This window comes from Pseudoxanthomonas sp. (assembly GCF_035999195.1).
Lineage (GTDB): Bacteria > Pseudomonadota > Gammaproteobacteria > Xanthomonadales > Xanthomonadaceae > Pseudoxanthomonas_A.
In genome coordinates, this window is the sequence record NZ_DASYGY010000009.1 from 392,354 (window position 1) to 409,230 (window position 16,877).

The 16,877-nt window shown below is 68.1% G+C and carries 17 protein-coding genes; 7 read left to right on the forward strand and 10 right to left on the reverse strand.

Going from position 1 to position 16,877, the window contains the following annotated elements; all coding sequences use genetic code 11:
* Window positions 1-48: 48 nt before the first annotated feature.
* The 5 genes from VGN58_RS08980 to alr form a co-directional block, all read right to left on the reverse strand.
* On the reverse strand, window positions 49-2,409 hold the full coding sequence (locus VGN58_RS08980) for a Tex family protein (protein WP_327482906.1): 2,361 nt from the start codon (window positions 2,407-2,409) through the stop codon (window positions 49-51).
* 152 nt (window positions 2,410-2,561) lie between these two features.
* Window positions 2,562-3,236, reverse strand: a complete 675-nt coding sequence (locus VGN58_RS08985; RefSeq protein ID WP_414710775.1) for an OmpA family protein — start codon at window positions 3,234-3,236, stop codon at window positions 2,562-2,564.
* A gap of 108 nt (window positions 3,237-3,344) precedes the next feature.
* The gene (locus tag VGN58_RS08990) at window positions 3,345-4,805 is read right to left on the reverse strand and encodes a wax ester/triacylglycerol synthase family O-acyltransferase (protein ID WP_327482907.1); all 1,461 of its coding nucleotides are present in this window, start codon (window positions 4,803-4,805) and stop codon (window positions 3,345-3,347) included.
* Window positions 4,806-4,869: 64 nt separating this feature from the next.
* Window positions 4,870-6,282, reverse strand: a complete 1,413-nt coding sequence (locus VGN58_RS08995; protein WP_327482908.1) for a deoxyribodipyrimidine photo-lyase — start codon at window positions 6,280-6,282, stop codon at window positions 4,870-4,872.
* Window positions 6,283-6,310: 28 nt separating this feature from the next.
* Window positions 6,311-7,501: an alanine racemase gene (gene alr / locus VGN58_RS09000; RefSeq protein ID WP_327482909.1), complete on the reverse strand. Its 1,191-nt coding sequence runs from the start codon at window positions 7,499-7,501 to the stop codon at window positions 6,311-6,313.
* A gap of 93 nt (window positions 7,502-7,594) precedes the next feature.
* On the opposite strand from alr, the gene VGN58_RS09005 reads away from it, so the two are divergent.
* On the forward strand, window positions 7,595-8,296 hold the full coding sequence (locus VGN58_RS09005; protein ID WP_327482910.1) for a hypothetical protein: 702 nt from the start codon (window positions 7,595-7,597) through the stop codon (window positions 8,294-8,296).
* A 4-nt stretch (window positions 8,297-8,300) separates the two neighbouring features.
* Here the strand turns inward: VGN58_RS09005 and VGN58_RS09010 are convergent, their stop codons facing one another.
* The 5 genes from VGN58_RS09010 to VGN58_RS09030 form a co-directional block, all read right to left on the reverse strand.
* On the reverse strand, window positions 8,301-9,701 hold the full coding sequence (locus VGN58_RS09010; protein WP_327482911.1) for a replicative DNA helicase: 1,401 nt from the start codon (window positions 9,699-9,701) through the stop codon (window positions 8,301-8,303).
* A gap of 236 nt (window positions 9,702-9,937) precedes the next feature.
* Window positions 9,938-10,387, reverse strand: a complete 450-nt coding sequence (gene rplI, locus VGN58_RS09015) for a 50S ribosomal protein L9 (RefSeq protein WP_327482912.1) — start codon at window positions 10,385-10,387, stop codon at window positions 9,938-9,940.
* Between the two features lie 162 nt (window positions 10,388-10,549).
* The gene (gene rpsR, locus VGN58_RS09020; protein ID WP_055942998.1) at window positions 10,550-10,780 is read right to left on the reverse strand and encodes a 30S ribosomal protein S18; all 231 of its coding nucleotides are present in this window, start codon (window positions 10,778-10,780) and stop codon (window positions 10,550-10,552) included.
* Between the two features lie 11 nt (window positions 10,781-10,791).
* Window positions 10,792-11,214 (reverse strand): 30S ribosomal protein S6, encoded by a 423-nt coding sequence (gene rpsF, locus VGN58_RS09025; protein WP_296280725.1) that lies wholly within the window; start codon window positions 11,212-11,214, stop codon window positions 10,792-10,794.
* A gap of 168 nt (window positions 11,215-11,382) precedes the next feature.
* Window positions 11,383-11,721 (reverse strand): iron-sulfur cluster assembly accessory protein, encoded by a 339-nt coding sequence (locus VGN58_RS09030; RefSeq protein ID WP_327482913.1) that lies wholly within the window; start codon window positions 11,719-11,721, stop codon window positions 11,383-11,385.
* A gap of 111 nt (window positions 11,722-11,832) precedes the next feature.
* Between VGN58_RS09030 and asnS the strand changes: the two genes are divergently transcribed.
* The 6 genes from asnS to VGN58_RS09060 all read left to right on the forward strand — a co-directional run bounded on the left by asnS (window position 11,833) and on the right by VGN58_RS09060 (window position 16,876).
* Window positions 11,833-13,233, forward strand: coding sequence for an asparagine--tRNA ligase (gene asnS / locus VGN58_RS09035; RefSeq protein ID WP_327482914.1), 1,401 nt, complete (start codon window positions 11,833-11,835; stop codon window positions 13,231-13,233).
* The gene (locus VGN58_RS09040) at window positions 13,233-13,538 is read left to right on the forward strand and encodes a hypothetical protein (RefSeq protein WP_327482915.1); all 306 of its coding nucleotides are present in this window, start codon (window positions 13,233-13,235) and stop codon (window positions 13,536-13,538) included. The genes asnS and VGN58_RS09040 overlap by 1 nt, the downstream gene beginning before the upstream one ends.
* Window positions 13,535-13,843, forward strand: a complete 309-nt coding sequence (locus VGN58_RS09045; RefSeq protein ID WP_327482916.1) for a hypothetical protein — start codon at window positions 13,535-13,537, stop codon at window positions 13,841-13,843. The genes VGN58_RS09040 and VGN58_RS09045 overlap by 4 nt, the downstream gene beginning before the upstream one ends.
* A gap of 7 nt (window positions 13,844-13,850) precedes the next feature.
* A complete protein-coding gene (locus tag VGN58_RS09050) occupies window positions 13,851-14,495 on the forward strand; it encodes an FMN-binding negative transcriptional regulator (RefSeq protein ID WP_327482917.1) in 645 nt (214 codons plus the stop codon).
* A gap of 124 nt (window positions 14,496-14,619) precedes the next feature.
* On the forward strand, window positions 14,620-15,408 hold the full coding sequence (locus VGN58_RS09055; protein ID WP_327482918.1) for an SDR family oxidoreductase: 789 nt from the start codon (window positions 14,620-14,622) through the stop codon (window positions 15,406-15,408).
* A 40-nt stretch (window positions 15,409-15,448) separates the two neighbouring features.
* Complete coding sequence (locus VGN58_RS09060) at window positions 15,449-16,876, forward strand: aldehyde dehydrogenase (RefSeq protein ID WP_327482919.1); 1,428 nt, start codon at window positions 15,449-15,451, stop codon at window positions 16,874-16,876.
* Window position 16,877 lies beyond the last annotated feature (1 nt).

A 16,877-nucleotide genomic window follows, 5' to 3' on the forward strand; every position in this document is an offset into this window, starting at 1 on the left:
GCAGGAAAAGCAGCGGAGCGGGCTCCGCTCTACGGTATCGGCGAGGCCTCAGCGGCCTTTCGCGCGCGCGAACGCCGCCGCCAGCGCATTGTCGGCCGGCGGTGCGCTGGGCTTGGCCGGTCCCGGACCGCGCCGCTGGTCGCGCGCGGCGCCGCGTTCGGGTCCGCGCGGCGGACGCGCATCGTGCGTCCGCGCCTCGCGCGGCGACTGCGGCGCCGGCGCATCGTCCAGCCGACGGGTCAGCGCGATGCGCTTGCGGGCCACGTCGACCTCCAGCACCTTCACCTTGACGATGTCGCCGGCCTTCACCACCTCGCGCGGGTCCTTCACGTAGCGGTCGGCCAGCGCGGAAATGTGGATCAGGCCGTCCTGGTGCACGCCGATGTCGACGAAGGCGCCGAACGCGGCCACGTTGCTGACCACGCCCTCCAGGATCATGCCTTCGCGCAGGTCCTTGATGTCTTCCACCCCGTCGGCGAAGCGCGCGGCCTTGAACTCGGGACGCGGATCGCGGCCGGGCTTTTCCAGTTCCTTCAGGATGTCGCGGATGGTCGGCACGCCGAACGTGTCGTCGGTGTACTGCTCGGCCTTCACGCCGCGCAGGAACACGATGTCGCCGACGATCTGCTTCACGTGCCGGCCGCTGCCGGCCAGGATGCGCTCGACCACCGGATAGGCTTCCGGGTGCACCGAGGAGGCGTCCAGCGGCTCGTCGCCATCGGCGATGCGCAGGAAGCCGGCGCACTGCTCGAACGTCTTCTCGCCCAGGCGCGGCACGCCCAGCAGCGCCTTGCGCGAGCGGAAGGCGCCGTGCTCGTCGCGGAAGCGCACGATGTTCTCGGCCACCGTCGACGACAGGCCGGACACCCGCGCCAGCAGCGCGGCCGAGGCGGTGTTGACGTCCACACCCACGGCGTTCACGCAGTCCTCGACGCGCGCATCCAGCGCACGCGCCAGGCGGAACTGGTCGACATCATGCTGGTACTGGCCCACACCGATCGCCTTCGGCTCGATCTTCACCAGCTCGGCCAGCGGGTCCTGCAGGCGGCGCGCGATCGATACCGCACCACGGATGCTGACGTCGAGATCCGGGAACTCCTTCGACGCGAGTTCGGAGGCGGAATAGACCGAGGCACCGGCTTCGCTGACGACGATCTTCTCCAGCTTCAGCTCTGGCGCCTGCTTGATGAGGTCGCCGGCCAGCTTGTCGGTCTCGCGGCTGGCGGTGCCGTTGCCGATGGCGATCAGCTCCACCTGGTGCTTTGCGCACAGCCCCCGCAGCACGTGCAGCGACTGCTCCCACTGGCGCTTGGGCTCGTGCGGATAGATCGTGGCGTAGTCGACCAGCTTGCCGGTGCGGTCCACCACCGCGACCTTCACTCCGGTGCGCAGGCCCGGATCGAGGCCGAGCACGGCCTTCGGTCCCGCCGGCGCCGCCAGCAGCAGGTCCTTGAGGTTGTCGCCGAACACGGCGATGGCCTCGGCTTCGGCCTTTTCGCGCGCCTGGTTGAACAGGTCCAGCAGCAGGTGCATGTGCAGCTTGGCGCGCCAGGTCAGGCGGCACGCGTCCAGCAGCCACCTGTCGGCGGCGCGACCCTGTGCCGCCACGCCGGCGTGCACGGCGACGCGACCTTCGGCCTGCTGGTGGCCGGCCTCGGCGTCCATGCCCGGGTCCAGGTCGAGCAGCAGGATCTCCTCGCGGCGCGCGCGGAACAGCGCCAGCAGGCGATGCGAGGGAATCTTCGCCAGCGGCTCGGCGTGGTCGAAGTAATCGCGGTACTTGGCGCCCTCGTTCTCCTTGCCCTGCGCCACCTTCGCGCGGATCACGCCGACCTCGGCCATCCACGCACGCAGTTCGCCGACCAGTGCGGCGTTCTCGCCCCAGCGCTCCATCAGGATCGCGCGCGCACCGTCCAGCGCGGCCTTGGCGTCGGCCACGCCCTTGTCCGCATCGACATACGCGGCGGCCGCCGCTTCCGGCACCTGGGTGGGATCGGCCAGCAGGCCATCGGCCAGCGGCTCCAGCCCGGCCTCGCGCGCGATCTGCGCGCGGGTGCGGCGCTTGGGCTTGTACGGCAGGTACAGGTCCTCCAGGCGCGCCTTGCTGTCGGCCGCTTCGATATCGGCGCGCAGTTCGTCGGTGAGCTTGCCCTGCTCCTCGATACTGGCCAGCACGGCGACGCGGCGGTCTTCCAGTTCGCGCAGGTAGGTCAGGCGCGTCTCGAGGTCGCGCAGCTGGATGTCGTCCAGCCCGCCGGTGACTTCCTTCCGGTAGCGCGCGATGAAGGGAACCGTGGCGCCTTCATCCAGCAGCGCGATGGCGGCCTTGGCCTGCGCGGGCTGCGCGCCGATCTCGGCGGCGATGGTGGCGGCGATGTGCTGGGCGATCTTGGGATTGCGGTCTTGCATTGCGTCCGTACTGGAGAACCCGATGGACCGGGTGGGATCCCGATTGTGGCAACCGGCGGGCGCGCTGGAAACGGGTTGACAGCGGACCGGGGAATCGCCAAAGAAAAACGGGCCGCTCGCGCGGCCCGTTCTGCATGCGATGCGAGGACGGCTTACGAACGCACCGGCAGCACGCGGACCTCGACGCGACGGTTCATCGCGCGGCCGGCCTCGGTGTCGTTGCTCGCGACCGGGTAACGCTTGCCCATGCCGACGATCTCGAAGCGCTCGCGCTGCAGGCCCTGGCCGATCAGGTAGTTGCCGACCGAAGCCGCACGCTGCTCGGACAGGCGCTGGTTGACCGCATCCGAACCGATGCTGTCGGTGTGGCCGCTGACTTCCACGATGGTCTGGTTGTACTCGCGCAGCGTGGCGGCCACGTTGTTGAGGGCGGGATAGAACTGCGGCTTCAGGTCGGCCTTGCCGAAATCGAAGGTCACGCCGTCGGGCAGGTTGAGCTTGATGACGTCGCCGTCGCGGCTGACGTCGATGCCGGTGCCGGCGGTCTGGCGGCGCAGCTCGGCTTCCTGGCGATCCTGGTAGGCGCCGATGGAGCCACCGGCGATACCGCCGATGCCCGCGCCGACCAGCGCACGCTGGCGACGCTCGGTCGCATCGCTGCCACTCAGCAGGCCGGCGACCGCACCGATGCCGGCACCGATCAGGGCGCCCGTGCGGGTGCGGTTGGGGTCGTTCGGGTCGCTGGTCTGGCCGGTGTAGCTGGCGCAGCCGCCCAGCATCGTCACGGTAAGCGCCGCGAGGGCGCCGGTCTTGAGCATCGCGTTCATACATCCTCCTGGGTGGTGCGGGGGAAATCCCGGAACGGCGGCAAGCCTACCCAGCAAAATGTTCACACCACGCGATTTGAGCCCTGTTCATTCAGGTGCCGTGGGGCATCACGCCAGCAGCCGGCGGGCGGCGTCCGCGTCCAGCGAGTGCTCCCAGTCGCCCATCAGCGAGAGGTACAGCAGCTTGTCGAACTCGGGACCGAAGCGGCGGATCACCGCGTCCGGATCGGGAATCAGCTTGGCATCCGCGATCAGGCCGAAGTGCATGCGGCCGTTGTAGCTGAGGATGGACACGCCGATGCCTATGGAGCCGGTCTGTGGCACCCAGAACATCATGTCGCGGACCCGCGAGCCGCCCATGTACAGCGGTTGCTGGGGGCCGGGAACGTTGGTCGCGACCGCGGTCGCCTTCCGCGAGAACAGCTCCAGCGCGACGCTCTGGATGGCTGAAGGCGCCATGCCGAGTGCGGCAAGAAGTCCAAACGCAACAATGGCTTGGCGCGAGTTCTTGAGATCACGCATGCACTCGGCGACGCGCTCCAGACGGCGGATCGGGTTGTCCTCGCCCACCGGCAGGTCCAGGAACACCAGGCCGAAATGGTTGCCCAGCTTGCGCGCGTGTTCGAGCGGACGCAGGTTGACCGGAACGGTCGCGCGCAGAGTCACGCCATCGAGCTGCTCGCCGCGCTCCAGCATGTAGCTGCGCAGCGCACCGGCGGCGGCGGCCATCAGCACGTCGTTGACCGTGCAGTCGCAGGCGCGCCCGACCGCCTTCACCTCCTCCAGGTCCAGCGGCTCGGCCCACGCGACCCGTTTGCTGACACCGAGCTTGCCGCGCAGCAGGGTCGGCGGATCGTCCGACAGCGACAGGGCGTGCAGCAGTTCGCGACCGATCTCGCCGCCCTCCTTCGCCAGCATGGTCGCCAGCGTGGGGTCCTGCATCATCTCCATGCCCTTGCCGATCACCTTGCCGCCGATCTGCACATAGCGATCGATGGCCCCGACGCGTCGCACGACCTCCGCGCCGTCCTTCTTCAACCAAGCCGAACGCAGGTCCTTGCCGGCGTCGGGTTTGCGGCTGGTGTCGGTCAGCGACAGCAACACCTGCACCAACGCAATGCCATCGGCGTAACTGTGGTGGATGCGCGCCACCAGCGCCGAACCGGTGCCATAGCGCTCGATCAGGTGGAACTGCCAGAGCGGCTTGGTCTTGTCCAGCGGGGTCGATGCCATCTGGCTGGTGAAGCGTTCGAGCGCCTTCTTCTCGGCCTTGGCATCGTGCCGGCCGGGCAGCGCCGAGATACGCACGTGCCAGTCCAGGTCGAAGTCCTGGTCGGTCACCCACGAGGCGCCGGCGGGCGTGTCCACCGCCTTCTGCAGAAAGCGCGGATAGGCCAGGAAGCGTTTCCTGATCACCTGCTTGAGCCGGTCGAGCGTCATCGGCTCGTCGAACATCAGCACGCCGGTGATCATCATCGGATTGGTCGGGCGGCACATCCGCAGCCAGGCGGTATCCACCCGCGACATCGGCTCGCGACGCGGCTTCGGCGGCGCTTTCTTCGTTGCCATGCTTGCCCTCCTCTCCCGCGCCGAGTGAAGCACGCGGCGCCGAAAGGCGTCAACGCGGCTCAGCTCACGTCTTGCGATAGGCGGCCAGTGCGCCGTCGCGGCCCGCCGCCAGGTCGGCGATGGGTTGGCGCGGATACCCGGGCGCGAGCTTCGCCAACACGTCGGGCTTCTGCCATGGCGCGAAGCGCAGCGGCAGCGGAACCGGCGCCAGTTCCGGCACCCAGCGCGCGATGTACGTGCCGTTGGGATCGAACTTCTCCGCCTGCGTCACCGGGTTGAACACGCGGAAGTACGGCGCGGCATCGGCGCCGGTGCCTGCGGTCCATTGCCAGCCGAGCGTGTTGTTGGCCAGGTCGGCATCCACCAGCGTGTCCCAGAACCAGCGCGCACCGTGCAGCCAGTGATAGCGCAGGTGCTTGGTCAGATAGCTGGCGACGATCATGCGCACGCGGTTGTGCATGTAGCCGGTGGTCCACAGTTCGCGCAGGCCGGCGTCGACGATCGGCACGCCGGTGCGGCCGCGCTGCCAGGCCGCCAGCGACGCCGGATCGACCTTCGCCCAGTCGAAATGCTCGAACCGCGGATTGAGGTTCTGCGTGGTGGTCTGCGGGAAATGGTGCAGCAGGTGGTAGCCGAACTCGCGCCAGCCCAGCTCGCGGATGTAGCCGTCCATGTCGGCGCTGTTGGCGGCGGTACGCACGCGCTCCAGCTCGGCCGTGATCCGCCAGGGTGCGATTTCGCCGAAGTGCAGGTGCGGCGACAGGCGTGAGGTGCCGACGCGGTCGGGCCGGTCGCGATCGCTGCGGTAGCCGTTGAGCGCACCGTCGATGAAGACCTCCAGCGTCTCGCGCGCACCGGCCTCGCCCGGCGTCCAAGCGTCCCAGAAGCTGGCGTCCCAGCCGAGCGACGGCATCAGGTTCCATGCCTCCAGCGGCTCGCTCCCCATCGCCGGATCGACAGACGGCAGCCGCTCCGGCGCCGTCCATGTGTCGGGCACGCGCCACTGCGTCAGCGCCGCGCGCCAGAACGGCGTGAACACCTTGTAAGGACTGCCTTGTTGCGTGGCGAGGTCCCAAGGCTCGAACAGCAGCACGCCCTTGAAGCTCTCGACCTGCAGCCCGCGTTCGCGCAGGGCCTTCTTCAGCGCCGCATCGCGCGGCTGGGTGGCCGGCTCGTACTTGCGGTTCCAGAACACGGCCTGGGCCGCGGTCTCGGACACCAGCGTGTCCAGCGCAGCCGCGCTGGGACCGCGGCGCAGCAACAGACGCGATCCGCGGTGCCGGAGGTCGGCGTCGAGCGCCGACAGCGAGCGGTGCAGCCAGGCGTTCGATGCAGCGCCAGGCGCCCATTCCCCTTCTTCTTCCGGCGCATGCACATACACCGGGACAGGCGTGTAGCCGCCGTCGAGCGCGGCGCGCAACGCCGGGTTGTCGTCCAGGCGCAGATCGTGGCGAAACCAGACGAGGGCGTTGGGCATGAAGAGGCTCGGCAATACGATGCGGGGTCTACGCGGCCGACCCTGCCCCGGATGCATGGCGGACGTACTCGCGGGGAATGCGTGCGTTCAAGCCGGTGAGGATCTCGTACGGAATGGTCCCGGCCGCCTGCGCCACCGCTTCGCACGAGATCGTCTCGCCCGCCTGGCGGCCGATCAGTACGACCTCGTCCCCGTTGTACGCCGTGCCTGCCGACCCCAGGTCGACCATCAGCTGGTCCATGCAGACCCGTCCCACGATCGGCCGGCGCATGCCGCGGACGAGCACCTCGCCTCGCGAGGACAGCGCGCGCGGGTAGCCGTCGCCATAGCCGATCGGCACGGTCACCACGCGCGTATCGACAGGCGCGGTCCAGGTGGCGCCGTAGCTGACGCTGCGACCCGCCTTCACCACCTTGAAGTACACCACCTTAGAGACGAGCGACAGCGCGGGCTTCAGCGCCACCGTCGGACGCGAGGCGGGATCCGGCATCACCCCGTACAGCGCAATGCCGGGGCGGACCATATCCAGGCAGGTGTCGGGGAAGTGCAGCACGCCACCGGAGTTGGCCAGGTGGCGAACCGGCATCGGCGCCCCGATGCGATCGAAGTGGCTGCAGGCATACAGGAAGCGCTGCAACTGCTCGCGCGTCATCGGCGATGCCGGGTCGTCAGAGCACGCCAGGTGCGAGTAGATGCCCTTCACGGTGCACCAGCGCGACGAAACCGCAGCGTCGATGAAGGCACCCGCGTTCTCGCTGTGCACGCCGATGCGCTCCATGCCGGTATCGATCTTCAGGTGCACCACCGCCTTGCGCCCCAGCGACGCCGCGGCCTGTTCCACCTGCCGCAGCTTGGTGATCGAGGAGACTGTCACTTCCAGGTCGTGGGCGAGGAACTGCGCCACCTGCGGGGCATGGATACCCCCCAGCACCAGGATCGGCACCGTCACGCCGGCATGGCGCAGCGCGATGCCTTCTTCGACGAACGCCACCCCCAGTTGCTCGACCCCCTCGGCCTGCAGGTGCAGGGCCACCGGTACCAGCCCGTGCCCATAGGCGTTGGCCTTGACGATACCCATGACCGGCACGCCGGCATGGGTGCGGATCGCGCGCAGGTTGTGGGCCAGCGCATCCAGGTCGACATGGATGCGCGTGGGGCGGTCGTTCGCCTCAGGACGGGGGTGTGGATCTGGCAAGGCGGCGTCCACCGGATTATCCATGCGGTGATTGTAGCGTCGGCGCCTTCGCTCCCGTTCATGCCATCACGCGAACGCCTGCGGTAGGCTGGCGTCCGGTTGCAGGGAGCGGGCCCGATGGCGCTACGCACGAAATCCACCGCCATGATCGTCGTTGGCGTGATCATCCTGGCCGCCGTCGGCTCGTGGTGGTGGACACGCACGGACCACATGAGTGCCGCATCGACTGCCGAGGGCCCATCGGCCGCCCTCGCGCCTGTGCCGACGTCGATGTCGTCCGCGCCGGCACCCGCCATCGATACGCCAGCGGTCGCGACCGGCAGGCACGACGCAGCCGGCAAGCCGGTCGCGGAAGCCCAGCCCCCCGCGCCCGCAGGATTGCCCGCACCGGTCATTGGCACGCGGGCGGGCGCACGCCCCTTGTCTGCAGAAGGGGAACGTCGGCTGGAAAAATTCCTGGCCGGGCTGCGGAATGCCAGCACGGATGCGAAGGACTACGAAACCCTGGGCCGGTCGGAGCCGGCGGACCCCGACTGGTCGCCTCGACTGGAGGCCCTGATCCAGCGCACGATCGATCGCCATGCGGGTGAGTTCGGGCAGCTGGAGATCGGACGGCCGCGCTGCAGCAGGAGTCTGTGCATGCTGACGGCGGTGGCGGTCGCGCGGAACCCGCAGCAGCCAGGACCGAGTGACTACCAGAGGTTGGTCGGCTACATGATGCAGGAACCCTGGTTCCGCGAATCCTTCTTCGACGCCAGCACCACCGTGGCCACCGACGCGACGGGCAACGTCTTCGTGAGTTACTTCATCCGCAATTAGCCTGCTATTCGAACGCGCCGATGTTGTCGTGGCTCAGGTTGTCGAAGCGGGTGTACTCGCCGAAGAACCGGAGCTTGCACGAGCCGGTGGGACCGGAACGCTGCTTGCCGATGATGATCTCGGCCAGCCCTTTGTCCGGCGAGGTTTCCTTGTTGTAGTAATCGTCGCGGTAGATGAAGACGATCATGTCCGCGTCCTGTTCGATGGCGCCCGACTCGCGCAGGTCGGCCATCACCGGGCGCTTGTCGGTACGCGTTTCCAGCGAGCGGTTGAGCTGCGACAGTGCGATCACCGGCACGTTGAGCTCCTTCGCCAGGCCCTTCAGCGAGCGCGAGATCTCCGAGATTTCGGTGGCGCGGTTCTCGCTGTTGCCGGGTACGGACATCAGCTGCAGGTAGTCGATGACGATCAGGCCCAGGTCGTGCTCGCGCTTCAGCCGACGCGCCTTGGAGCGCAGCACGTCCGGCGACAGGCCCGGCGTGTCGTCGATGAAGACCTTGGCCTGGTCCTTGAGGATGCGGATGGCGCTGGTGACGCGGCTCCAGTCCTCGTCTTCCAGCGCACCGGTACGCAGGCGGGTGGCGTTGATGCGGCCGACCGAGGAGATCAGGCGCATCGCCAGCTGGCCGGCGGACATTTCCATCGAGAAGACCGCGACGGCCTTCTTCGACTTGATCGCCGCGTACTCGGCGATGTTCAGCGCGAACGTGGTCTTGCCCATCGCCGGGCGCGCCGCCAGGATCACCAGATCGGTCGGCTGCAGGCCCGCGGTCATCTGGTCGAACTCGGTGTAGCCGGTCGGCAGGCCGGTGACCGTGCCGCCGCTTTCCGAACGCACGCGCAGGACTTCGAAGGCGTCCTTCAGCGCATCGTTCATCGCGACGAAGTCGGTGCGCCCGCGTGCGCCCTGCTCGGCGATGGCGAACACCTTCTGCTCGGCCACGGCCAGCATCTCGTCGCTTTCCTTGCCGTCGGGCTGGAAGGCGTCGTTGACGATCTCGGTGCCCACCTCGATCAGTTGGCGCATCACCGCCTTGTCGCGGACGATCTCCGCATAGGCGGTGATGTTGGCGGCCGACGGCGTGGTGCTGGCCAGTTCGACCAGGTAGGCGCCGCCGGCGATCAGCTCCATCTGGCCCTGCGACTCGAACCATTCGCCCAGCGTCACCGCGTCGAAGGGCCGGTTGCGCTCGGCCAGTTCACCGATGGCGCGGTAGATCAGCTGGTGGTCGCGCCGGTAGAAATCGTTGGGCGTGAGCTTGTCGTTGATGCGGTCGTAGGCTTCCGGCGCGAGCATCAGGCCGCCGAGCACCGCCTGCTCCGCCTCGATGGAATGGGGCGGCACGCGCAACTGTTCGATACGGGCGTCGTGCGGATCCTGGCGGAAACCGGTGCGTGCGGGCATGTCGGAAAAGCACTCCTGCGGCGCATGCGGACGGAGGTCCGCACGGCCGGCCATGGTAGGCAGTCCTTGCCCGGGGGTGTTGCAGATAAGGTTGTGGATAACCGGTGTGCATCTCATCCGCTGCGACGGTGCGGTCCATCGGTCGGAGAGTGGCGAGGCCCGCGAAGGCTCGCCCAAACAGGACGGGCGCCTTTCGGCGCCCGTCTGTCGGCATCAGGGATGATGCGCGGGGTGGATCAGGCTTCAGCCTGCACCACGACCTTGACGGTCGTCTGCACGTCGGCGTGCAGCTTCACGACGATGTCGTACTCGCCGATGTTGCGCAGCGCGCCTTCGCCCATGATGACCTCGCTCTTCTCGAGCGGCAGGCCGGCGGCGGTGAAGGCGTCGGCGATATCCCGCGGGCCGACCGAACCGAACAGCTTACCTTCGGTGGCGGCGTTGGCGGTGATCGTCACGCTGGCGCCTTCCAGCTTGGCGGCGCGGGCTTCGGCCTCGTCATGCACGGCCTTGGCCTTGGCTTCGTACTCGGCGCGCTTGGCTTCGAACTCGGCGACGTTGGCGGCGGTGGCCGGCACGGCCTTGCCCTGCGGCACCAGGAAGTTGCGGCCGTAGCCCGGCTTCACCTTGACCTTGTCGCCCAGGACGCCCAGGTTGGTCACTTTCTGCAGAAGAATCAGTTCCATCGTGTATCTCCGATTCGTTAGCGGCCGCTGTGCGACCGCAACTGGTTGCTGTCCGAATGGACGGGATGTTTGAGGCTGGGAGTGAGCGGAGAGGAGTGAGAAGTAAGGAAAAGCCACTCACTTCTCACTACTTGCGGCGCGAGCCGCCACTCACTTCTCCACTCAGACGTCGTGGTTGTCCGTGTACGGGATCAGCGCCAGGAAACGCGCGCGCTTGACCGCGGTGGACAACTGACGCTGGTAACGGGACTTGGTGCCGGTGACGCGGCTCGGCACGATCTTGCCGTTCTCGGTCAGGTACTGGCGCAGGGTGTTGAGATCCTTGTAGTCGATCTCTTTCACGCCTTCGGCGGTGAACTTGCAGAACTTGCGGCGACGGAAGAACTTGGACATGGGGGTGCTCCTCAGGCGGCTTCGGCGGTGTCGGAATCGGTCGAGGCTTCAGTACCGGCCTCGTCGTCGTCACGGCGGCGACGCTCGCCACGTTCGGGCTTGTCGCCCTTCTCGTCCTTGTTCTTCATGATCAGGGACTGCTCGGTGTCCGGGCCATCGCGCTTGATGACCAGGTTGCGCAGCACCGCATCGTTGAAGCGGAAGCTCTCGACCAGCTCGTTCAGCACGGCCTGGTCGGCCTCGATGTTGAGCAGGACGTAGTGGGCCTTCACCAGGTTCTGGATCGGGTACGCCAACTGGCGGCGGCCCCAGTCTTCCAGACGGTGGATGGTGCCGTTGCCGCCCTCGATCAGCGCCTTGTAGCGCTCGATCATGGCCGGCACCTGCTCGCTCTGGTCCGGGTGGACCAGGAACACGACTTCGTAGTGACGCATCGTTTTTACCTTTCGGATGTGGGTCCGGCCAGGGAAAAGGCCGGACGGACAGCCCCCCGATGACCTGAGCGGACACGGTGGGGCAAGGAACCGGCGGCCTGACGGGCCTCCGGGAGCCGGAAATTATGACACGTCAACCACTTAGGGGCAACCTGCCCCGCGGACGCGTCAGGCGGCGTCGGCGGCCGTGGTGAAGCTCTCGCCGCAGCCGCATTCGGCCGCCGCATTGGGATTGCGGAAGACGAAGGTTTCGGACAGCCCCTGCCTGGCGAAGTCGATCTCGGTGCCGTCGACCAGCGGCAGGCTGGTGGCATCGACGTAGATCTTCACGCCGGCGAACTCGAACACGGTGTCGCCCTCGCGCTCATCGCGGGCCAGGTCCGCCACGTGGCCCCAGCCGGAACAGCCGGTGCGGGTCACGCCGAAGCGCAGGCCCAGCGCGGCCGGGGTCTGCTCGACGAAGCGCTGCACGCGCTCGAGTGCGACCGGGGTGAGGGTGATGGCCATGCGTGTCTCCTGTGCAACGTCGGCGATTATAGCCGCCGGTCTGCCGGGGGCTGCGCGGCTCTTGTAAACTCCGCGTTCCATTAATAAGTCTGTTATCGAAGGATTCAAGCCATGACGGTGGTGAGCGTCGAACATGCGCTGGCGGGCAAGCTCCCGGCCGGCGGCGAGGTCACGGTGCGCGGCTGGGTGCGCACGCGGCGCGATTCCAAGGCGGGCCTGTCCTTCGTCAACGTCAGCGACGGCTCGTGCTTCGCGCCGATCCAGGTGGTGGCGCCCGCCGCACTGGCCAACTACGAGTCCGAGATCAAGCACCTGACCACCGGCTGCGCCGTCGTCGCCACCGGCACCCTGGTGCCCTCGCAGGGCCAGGGCCAGAGCTTCGAGATACAGGCTTCCTCCGTGGAGGTCGTGGGCTGGGTGGAGGATCCCCTCACCTACCCCATGCAGCCCAAGCAGCACTCGCTGGAATACCTGCGCGAGTTCGCGCACCTGCGTCCGCGCACCAACCTGTTCGGCGCGGTCACGCGCATCCGCAATTCGCTGGCGCAGGCGGTGCACCGGTTCTTCCACGAGAACGGCTACTTCTGGATCAGCACACCGATCATCACCACGTCCGATGCCGAGGGTGCCGGCCAGATGTTCCGCGTCTCCACGCTGGACTTGGTCAACCTGCCGCGCGACAAGGAAGGCGCAGTGGATTTCTCGCGCGACTTCTTCGGCAAGGAAACCTTCCTGACCGTGTCGGGCCAGCTCAATGCCGAGGCCTACGCGCTGGCGATGAGCAAGGTCTACACGTTCGGCCCGACCTTCCGCGCCGAGAACAGCAACACCACGCGCCACCTGGCCGAGTTCTGGATGATCGAGCCGGAGGTCGCCTTCAACGACCTGGCCGCGAACGCGCAGCTGGCCGAGGACTTCCTGAAATACCTGTTCCGTGCCGTGCTGAGCGAACGCGCCGACGACCTGGCCTTCATCGCCGAGCGCGTCGAACCGACCGCGCTGACTCGGCTGGAAGCCTTCGTCAACTCGCCGTTCGAGCGCATCGACTACACCGATGCGATCTCGCTGCTGCAGAAGTCGGGGCAGAAGTTCGAGTTCCCGGTCGAATGGGGCCTGGACCTTCAGACTGAGCACGAGCGCTGGCTGACCGAGCAGCATGTCGGCCGCCCGGTGGTGGTGACCAACTATCCCGAGCACTTCAAGGCCTTCTACATGCGCCTGAACGACGACGGCAAGACCGTCGCCGCGATGGACGTGCTGGCGCCCGGCATCGGCGAGATCATCGGCGGCAGCCAGCGCGAAGAGCGCCTGGACGTGCTGGATGCGCGCATGGCGCAATTCGGTCTGGATCCGGCGCATTACGGCTGGTACCGCGACTTCCGCCGTTACGGTTCGGTGCCGCATGCCGGCTTCGGTCTCGGCTTCGAGCGCCTGGTGGTGTACGTGTGCGGGCTGAGCAACATCCGCGACGCCATCGCCTACCCGCGCGCACCCGGCAACGCGGAGTTCTGATGCTCCTGTTCTTCGCCCTCTGCTTCGTCGGCGTGGCCATCGCCGGTTTCTGCGCGTTCGTCATCTTCTGGCCGTTGACGCTGGTGCATGTGCGCGACCGCCACGGCGCACTCGGCGCGCAGTGGGGCGAAGGCGCCTTCCTGAAGCCCGTCGCACTGCGCTGGCTGCTGTCCGGCGATTACCGGCGCATTCCGGACACCTCGCTGTCGGGCCTGGCCACGCCGGCGCGCATCTCGCTGTGCGTCATCGTATTCGGGTTGGCGATGGCCGGCCTGCTGGCGCTGTGGGCGGAGGCGTTCGCATGAATCCGTACCTCCGTGAAGACTGGTACCTCGCCTCGCTCGGCCGCACGCTGATCTGGGCGCGCCTTCGCCTGCTGGAGGCCGGTACCGCCGAGGTGCTGGACAGCGATGGCAATACGCTGGCCTACGACAGCGAAGACAGCGCCCGCGCGGCGCTGTTCGATGCGGAGTTCGTCGCCTTCGACGGTCTGGACGAGGACGATGCGCTGGCGCGCGGTTTCTCGCTGGCCGGCGTGCAGCCCCCGCGCGGTGACGACGATGCCACCCTGGTGCCGCTGATGGTGCAGTCGCTCGGCGCACGCGCCTGATCGGTCCATGTACACGCCGCGCGCGTTCGTCGAAACCGACCTGGCCGAGCTCGATCGGCTGATCGCGCAGGATGCGTTCGTCACCCTGGTCACCGTCGCCGACGGCGTGCCCGTGGTCAGCCATCTGCCGGTGCTCTACGCACGTGACGGCGACCGGATCGTCTTCGAGGGCCACTGGGCGAAGCCGAATCCGCAGGCACGCCATGGCGGCCCTGCCCTGCTGATCGTGCACGGCCCGCATGCCTATGTGTCTCCGGGCTGGTACGCGGACAAGGAAGAAGCCGCGCGCGTGCCGACCTGGAACTACGCGGTCGCGCACCTGCACGGCGCGCTGGCGATCACCGACGACACCGCCGAACTGGCCTCGATCGTCGACCGCCTCAGCCGGGTCAATGAGGCACGGGTGGGCAACGACTGGCGCTTCGAGCACGACCGCGACGACCACCTCCGCCAGTTGCGCGGGATCATCGGCTTCCGTTTCGACGTCGAACGCGTCGAGCTGAAGTTCAAGCTCAGCCAGAACCATCCGGTCGCCAACGTCGCGGGGGCGGCGGCCGCGCTGCAGCGACTGGGCGGCGAAAACAACACCTTGGTATCCGAGCTGATGCTTGAGCGCCTGACCCGTCGGAAGCAGGATGTGGGAGCGACCTAAGTCGCGAAGCGGGATCTCTGTCCCGCACATCGGCGCGGCAAAAAAGCATCGCGACGTACGTCGCTCCCACGCCCCACATCATGCAGGGCTACACTCGACGCACAAGACCTTCTGGAAACGATGCATGGACCTCAATCTCGCCGGCCGGCACGCGCTGGTCTGTGGCGCCTCCGAGGGCATCGGCCGCGCGGCGGCCCATGAGCTGGCCCTGCTGGGCGCGGACGTGACGGTGCTGGCCCGACGCCCCGAGGCGCTGGCCGAGGTGGCTGCTGCACTGCCTGGCGTCGCGAGCAGCCAGCAGCACGCAACCATCGCCCTCGATGTGGCCGATGCCGTGGCTCTGCGGGAGGCCGTCGGTCGCCTCGTGGCGACGCGGCCGGTGCATGTCCTCGTCAACAACACCGGCGGACCACCCGGCGGGCGCGCCATTGATGCTGACGCCGACGACTACCTGGCGGCATTCCAGCGCCACCTCCTGGCCAACCAGGCGCTTGCGCAACTCACCGTCCCTGGCATGCGCACCGCCGGTTGGGGACGCATCGTCAACGTCGTATCCACGTCCGTGAAAGAACCCATCGCCAACCTCGGCGTCTCCAACACCATCCGGGGCGCGGTGGCGAGCTGGGCCAAGACGCTGTCCAGGGAACTGGGTGCCGACGGCATTACCGTGAACAACGTGCTGCCCGGCTACACGCGCACGCAGCGACTGGAGCAGATCCTTCACGACCGCATACAGGCGACGGGCAAGGACGAAGCCACCGTCAGCGCCACGATGCTCGCCACGGTCCCGGCCGGCCGCTTCGCGGAAGCGCACGAGATCGCCGCCGCCATCGCCTTCCTCGCCTCGCCCGCCGCCGCGTACATCAACGGCGTCAGCCTGGCGGTGGACGGCGGCCGCATGCAGTCGATCTGAGGTCCGTTGACGGAAGCGGCTTGCCGGCCGGGTTAAGCTAATGGACATGGACCGCTTCGGCCACTTCATCGACGGCGAACCGCGCCCGGGCAGCGCCTGGCGTCCCGTGTTCGAACCGGCGGCGGGAAAGGTCTACGCCGAGGTCGCCGACGGCAGCGAGCATGACGTCCTGCTGGCCGTGCAGGCCGCCGAAGCGGCATTCCCGGCCTGGTCGGCGCTCACCACCTCCGGACGCGCACGCTGGCTGGAACGGCTGGCCGATGCGCTGGAACAGCGGCGCGACGTGTTCGCCGCCGCCGAATCGCGCGATACCGGCAAGCCGCTGGCACTGGCACGCGACATCGAGATTCCCCGTGCCATCGCCAACCTGCGGTTCTTCGCCCATGCGGCCACCCAGTTCGCCAGCGAATCGCACCATGGCGAGGCCGGGTTGAACTACACCCTGCGGCAGCCCTTGGGCGTGGTCGCGACGATCTCGCCCTGGAACCTGCCGCTCTACCTGCTCACCTGGAAGGTGGCGCCCGCGCTGGCGGCCGGCAACACCGTGGTGGCCAAGCCATCGGAGGTCACGCCGGCCACCGCCACGATGCTGGGCGACCTGGCGGCCGAGGTCGGCCTGCCCCGCGGCGTGCTGAACCTCGTGCACGGAAGCGGCACGGCGGTCGGCGAACCGCTGGTGCTGCATCCCGCCGTCAAGGCCGTCTCCTTCACCGGCAGCACCGCGGTCGGCAAGCGGATCGCCGGACTGGCGGGGCCGCTGCTGAAGAAGGTATCGCTGGAGCTGGGCGGCAAGAACGCGACGCTCGTCTTCGCCAACAGCGACTGGCGGGCGCACCTGGACACGCTGCTGCGCTCGGCATTCCAGAACGCCGGACAGATCTGCCTGTGCGGTTCCCGGCTGCTGGTGCAGCAGGCGATCTACGACGAATTCCGCGACGCCCTGGTGGAACGCGCCGCCACGTGGCAGGCCGGGCCGCTCGACGACCCTTCGACCCGCCTGGGTGCGCTGGTATCGCAGGCGCATTACGACAAGGTGCTGGCGTGCATATCGCGCGCGCGCGTCGACGGCGGTCGCGTGCTGGCCGGCGGCCACGCGCTGGACCGTCCCGGCTGGTACGTCGCCCCCACCGTGATCGAAGGCCTGGGGCCGGAGGCGGCGACCAACCGCGAGGAGATCTTCGGTCCGGTCGTGACGCTGCAACCGTTCGAGGACGAGGCCCACGCGCTCTCGCTGGCGAACGCGGGCGACTACGGACTGGCGGCGACCGTGTGGACCCGCGACCTGGATCGCGCCCATCGGCTGGCGACGCAGCTGCGCGCCGGCATCGTCTGGATCAACACCTGGATGACCCGCGACCTGCGCACGCCCTTCGGCGGCACGGGCGCGTCGGGCCTCGGCCGCGAAGGCGGGCTGGAGGCCATGCGTTTCTTTACCGAACCCAAGAACGTCTGCGTGGCGTTGCGCTGAG

Bases quoted from the DNA above. Each gene is read 5' to 3' on its own strand.
- VGN58_RS08980 (WP_327482906.1), bottom strand. From the start codon at position 2,409: ATGCAAGACCGCAATCCCAAGATCGCCCAGCACATCGCCGCCACCATC.
- VGN58_RS08985 (WP_414710775.1), bottom strand. From the start codon at position 3,236: ATGAACGCGATGCTCAAGACCGGCGCCCTCGCGGCGCTTACCGTGACG.
- VGN58_RS08990 (WP_327482907.1), bottom strand. From the start codon at position 4,805: ATGGCAACGAAGAAAGCGCCGCCGAAGCCGCGTCGCGAGCCGATGTCG.
- VGN58_RS08995 (WP_327482908.1), bottom strand. From the start codon at position 6,282: ATGCCCAACGCCCTCGTCTGGTTTCGCCACGATCTGCGCCTGGACGAC.
- alr (WP_327482909.1), bottom strand. From the start codon at position 7,501: ATGGATAATCCGGTGGACGCCGCCTTGCCAGATCCACACCCCCGTCCT.
- VGN58_RS09005 (WP_327482910.1), top strand. From the start codon at position 7,595: ATGGCGCTACGCACGAAATCCACCGCCATGATCGTCGTTGGCGTGATC.
- VGN58_RS09010 (WP_327482911.1), bottom strand. From the start codon at position 9,701: ATGCCCGCACGCACCGGTTTCCGCCAGGATCCGCACGACGCCCGTATC.
- rplI (WP_327482912.1), bottom strand. From the start codon at position 10,387: ATGGAACTGATTCTTCTGCAGAAAGTGACCAACCTGGGCGTCCTGGGC.
- rpsR (WP_055942998.1), bottom strand. From the start codon at position 10,780: ATGTCCAAGTTCTTCCGTCGCCGCAAGTTCTGCAAGTTCACCGCCGAA.
- rpsF (WP_296280725.1), bottom strand. From the start codon at position 11,214: ATGCGTCACTACGAAGTCGTGTTCCTGGTCCACCCGGACCAGAGCGAG.
- VGN58_RS09030 (WP_327482913.1), bottom strand. From the start codon at position 11,721: ATGGCCATCACCCTCACCCCGGTCGCACTCGAGCGCGTGCAGCGCTTC.
- asnS (WP_327482914.1), top strand. From the start codon at position 11,833: ATGACGGTGGTGAGCGTCGAACATGCGCTGGCGGGCAAGCTCCCGGCC.
- VGN58_RS09040 (WP_327482915.1), top strand. From the start codon at position 13,233: ATGCTCCTGTTCTTCGCCCTCTGCTTCGTCGGCGTGGCCATCGCCGGT.
- VGN58_RS09045 (WP_327482916.1), top strand. From the start codon at position 13,535: ATGAATCCGTACCTCCGTGAAGACTGGTACCTCGCCTCGCTCGGCCGC.
- VGN58_RS09050 (WP_327482917.1), top strand. From the start codon at position 13,851: ATGTACACGCCGCGCGCGTTCGTCGAAACCGACCTGGCCGAGCTCGAT.
- VGN58_RS09055 (WP_327482918.1), top strand. From the start codon at position 14,620: ATGGACCTCAATCTCGCCGGCCGGCACGCGCTGGTCTGTGGCGCCTCC.
- VGN58_RS09060 (WP_327482919.1), top strand. From the start codon at position 15,449: ATGGACATGGACCGCTTCGGCCACTTCATCGACGGCGAACCGCGCCCG.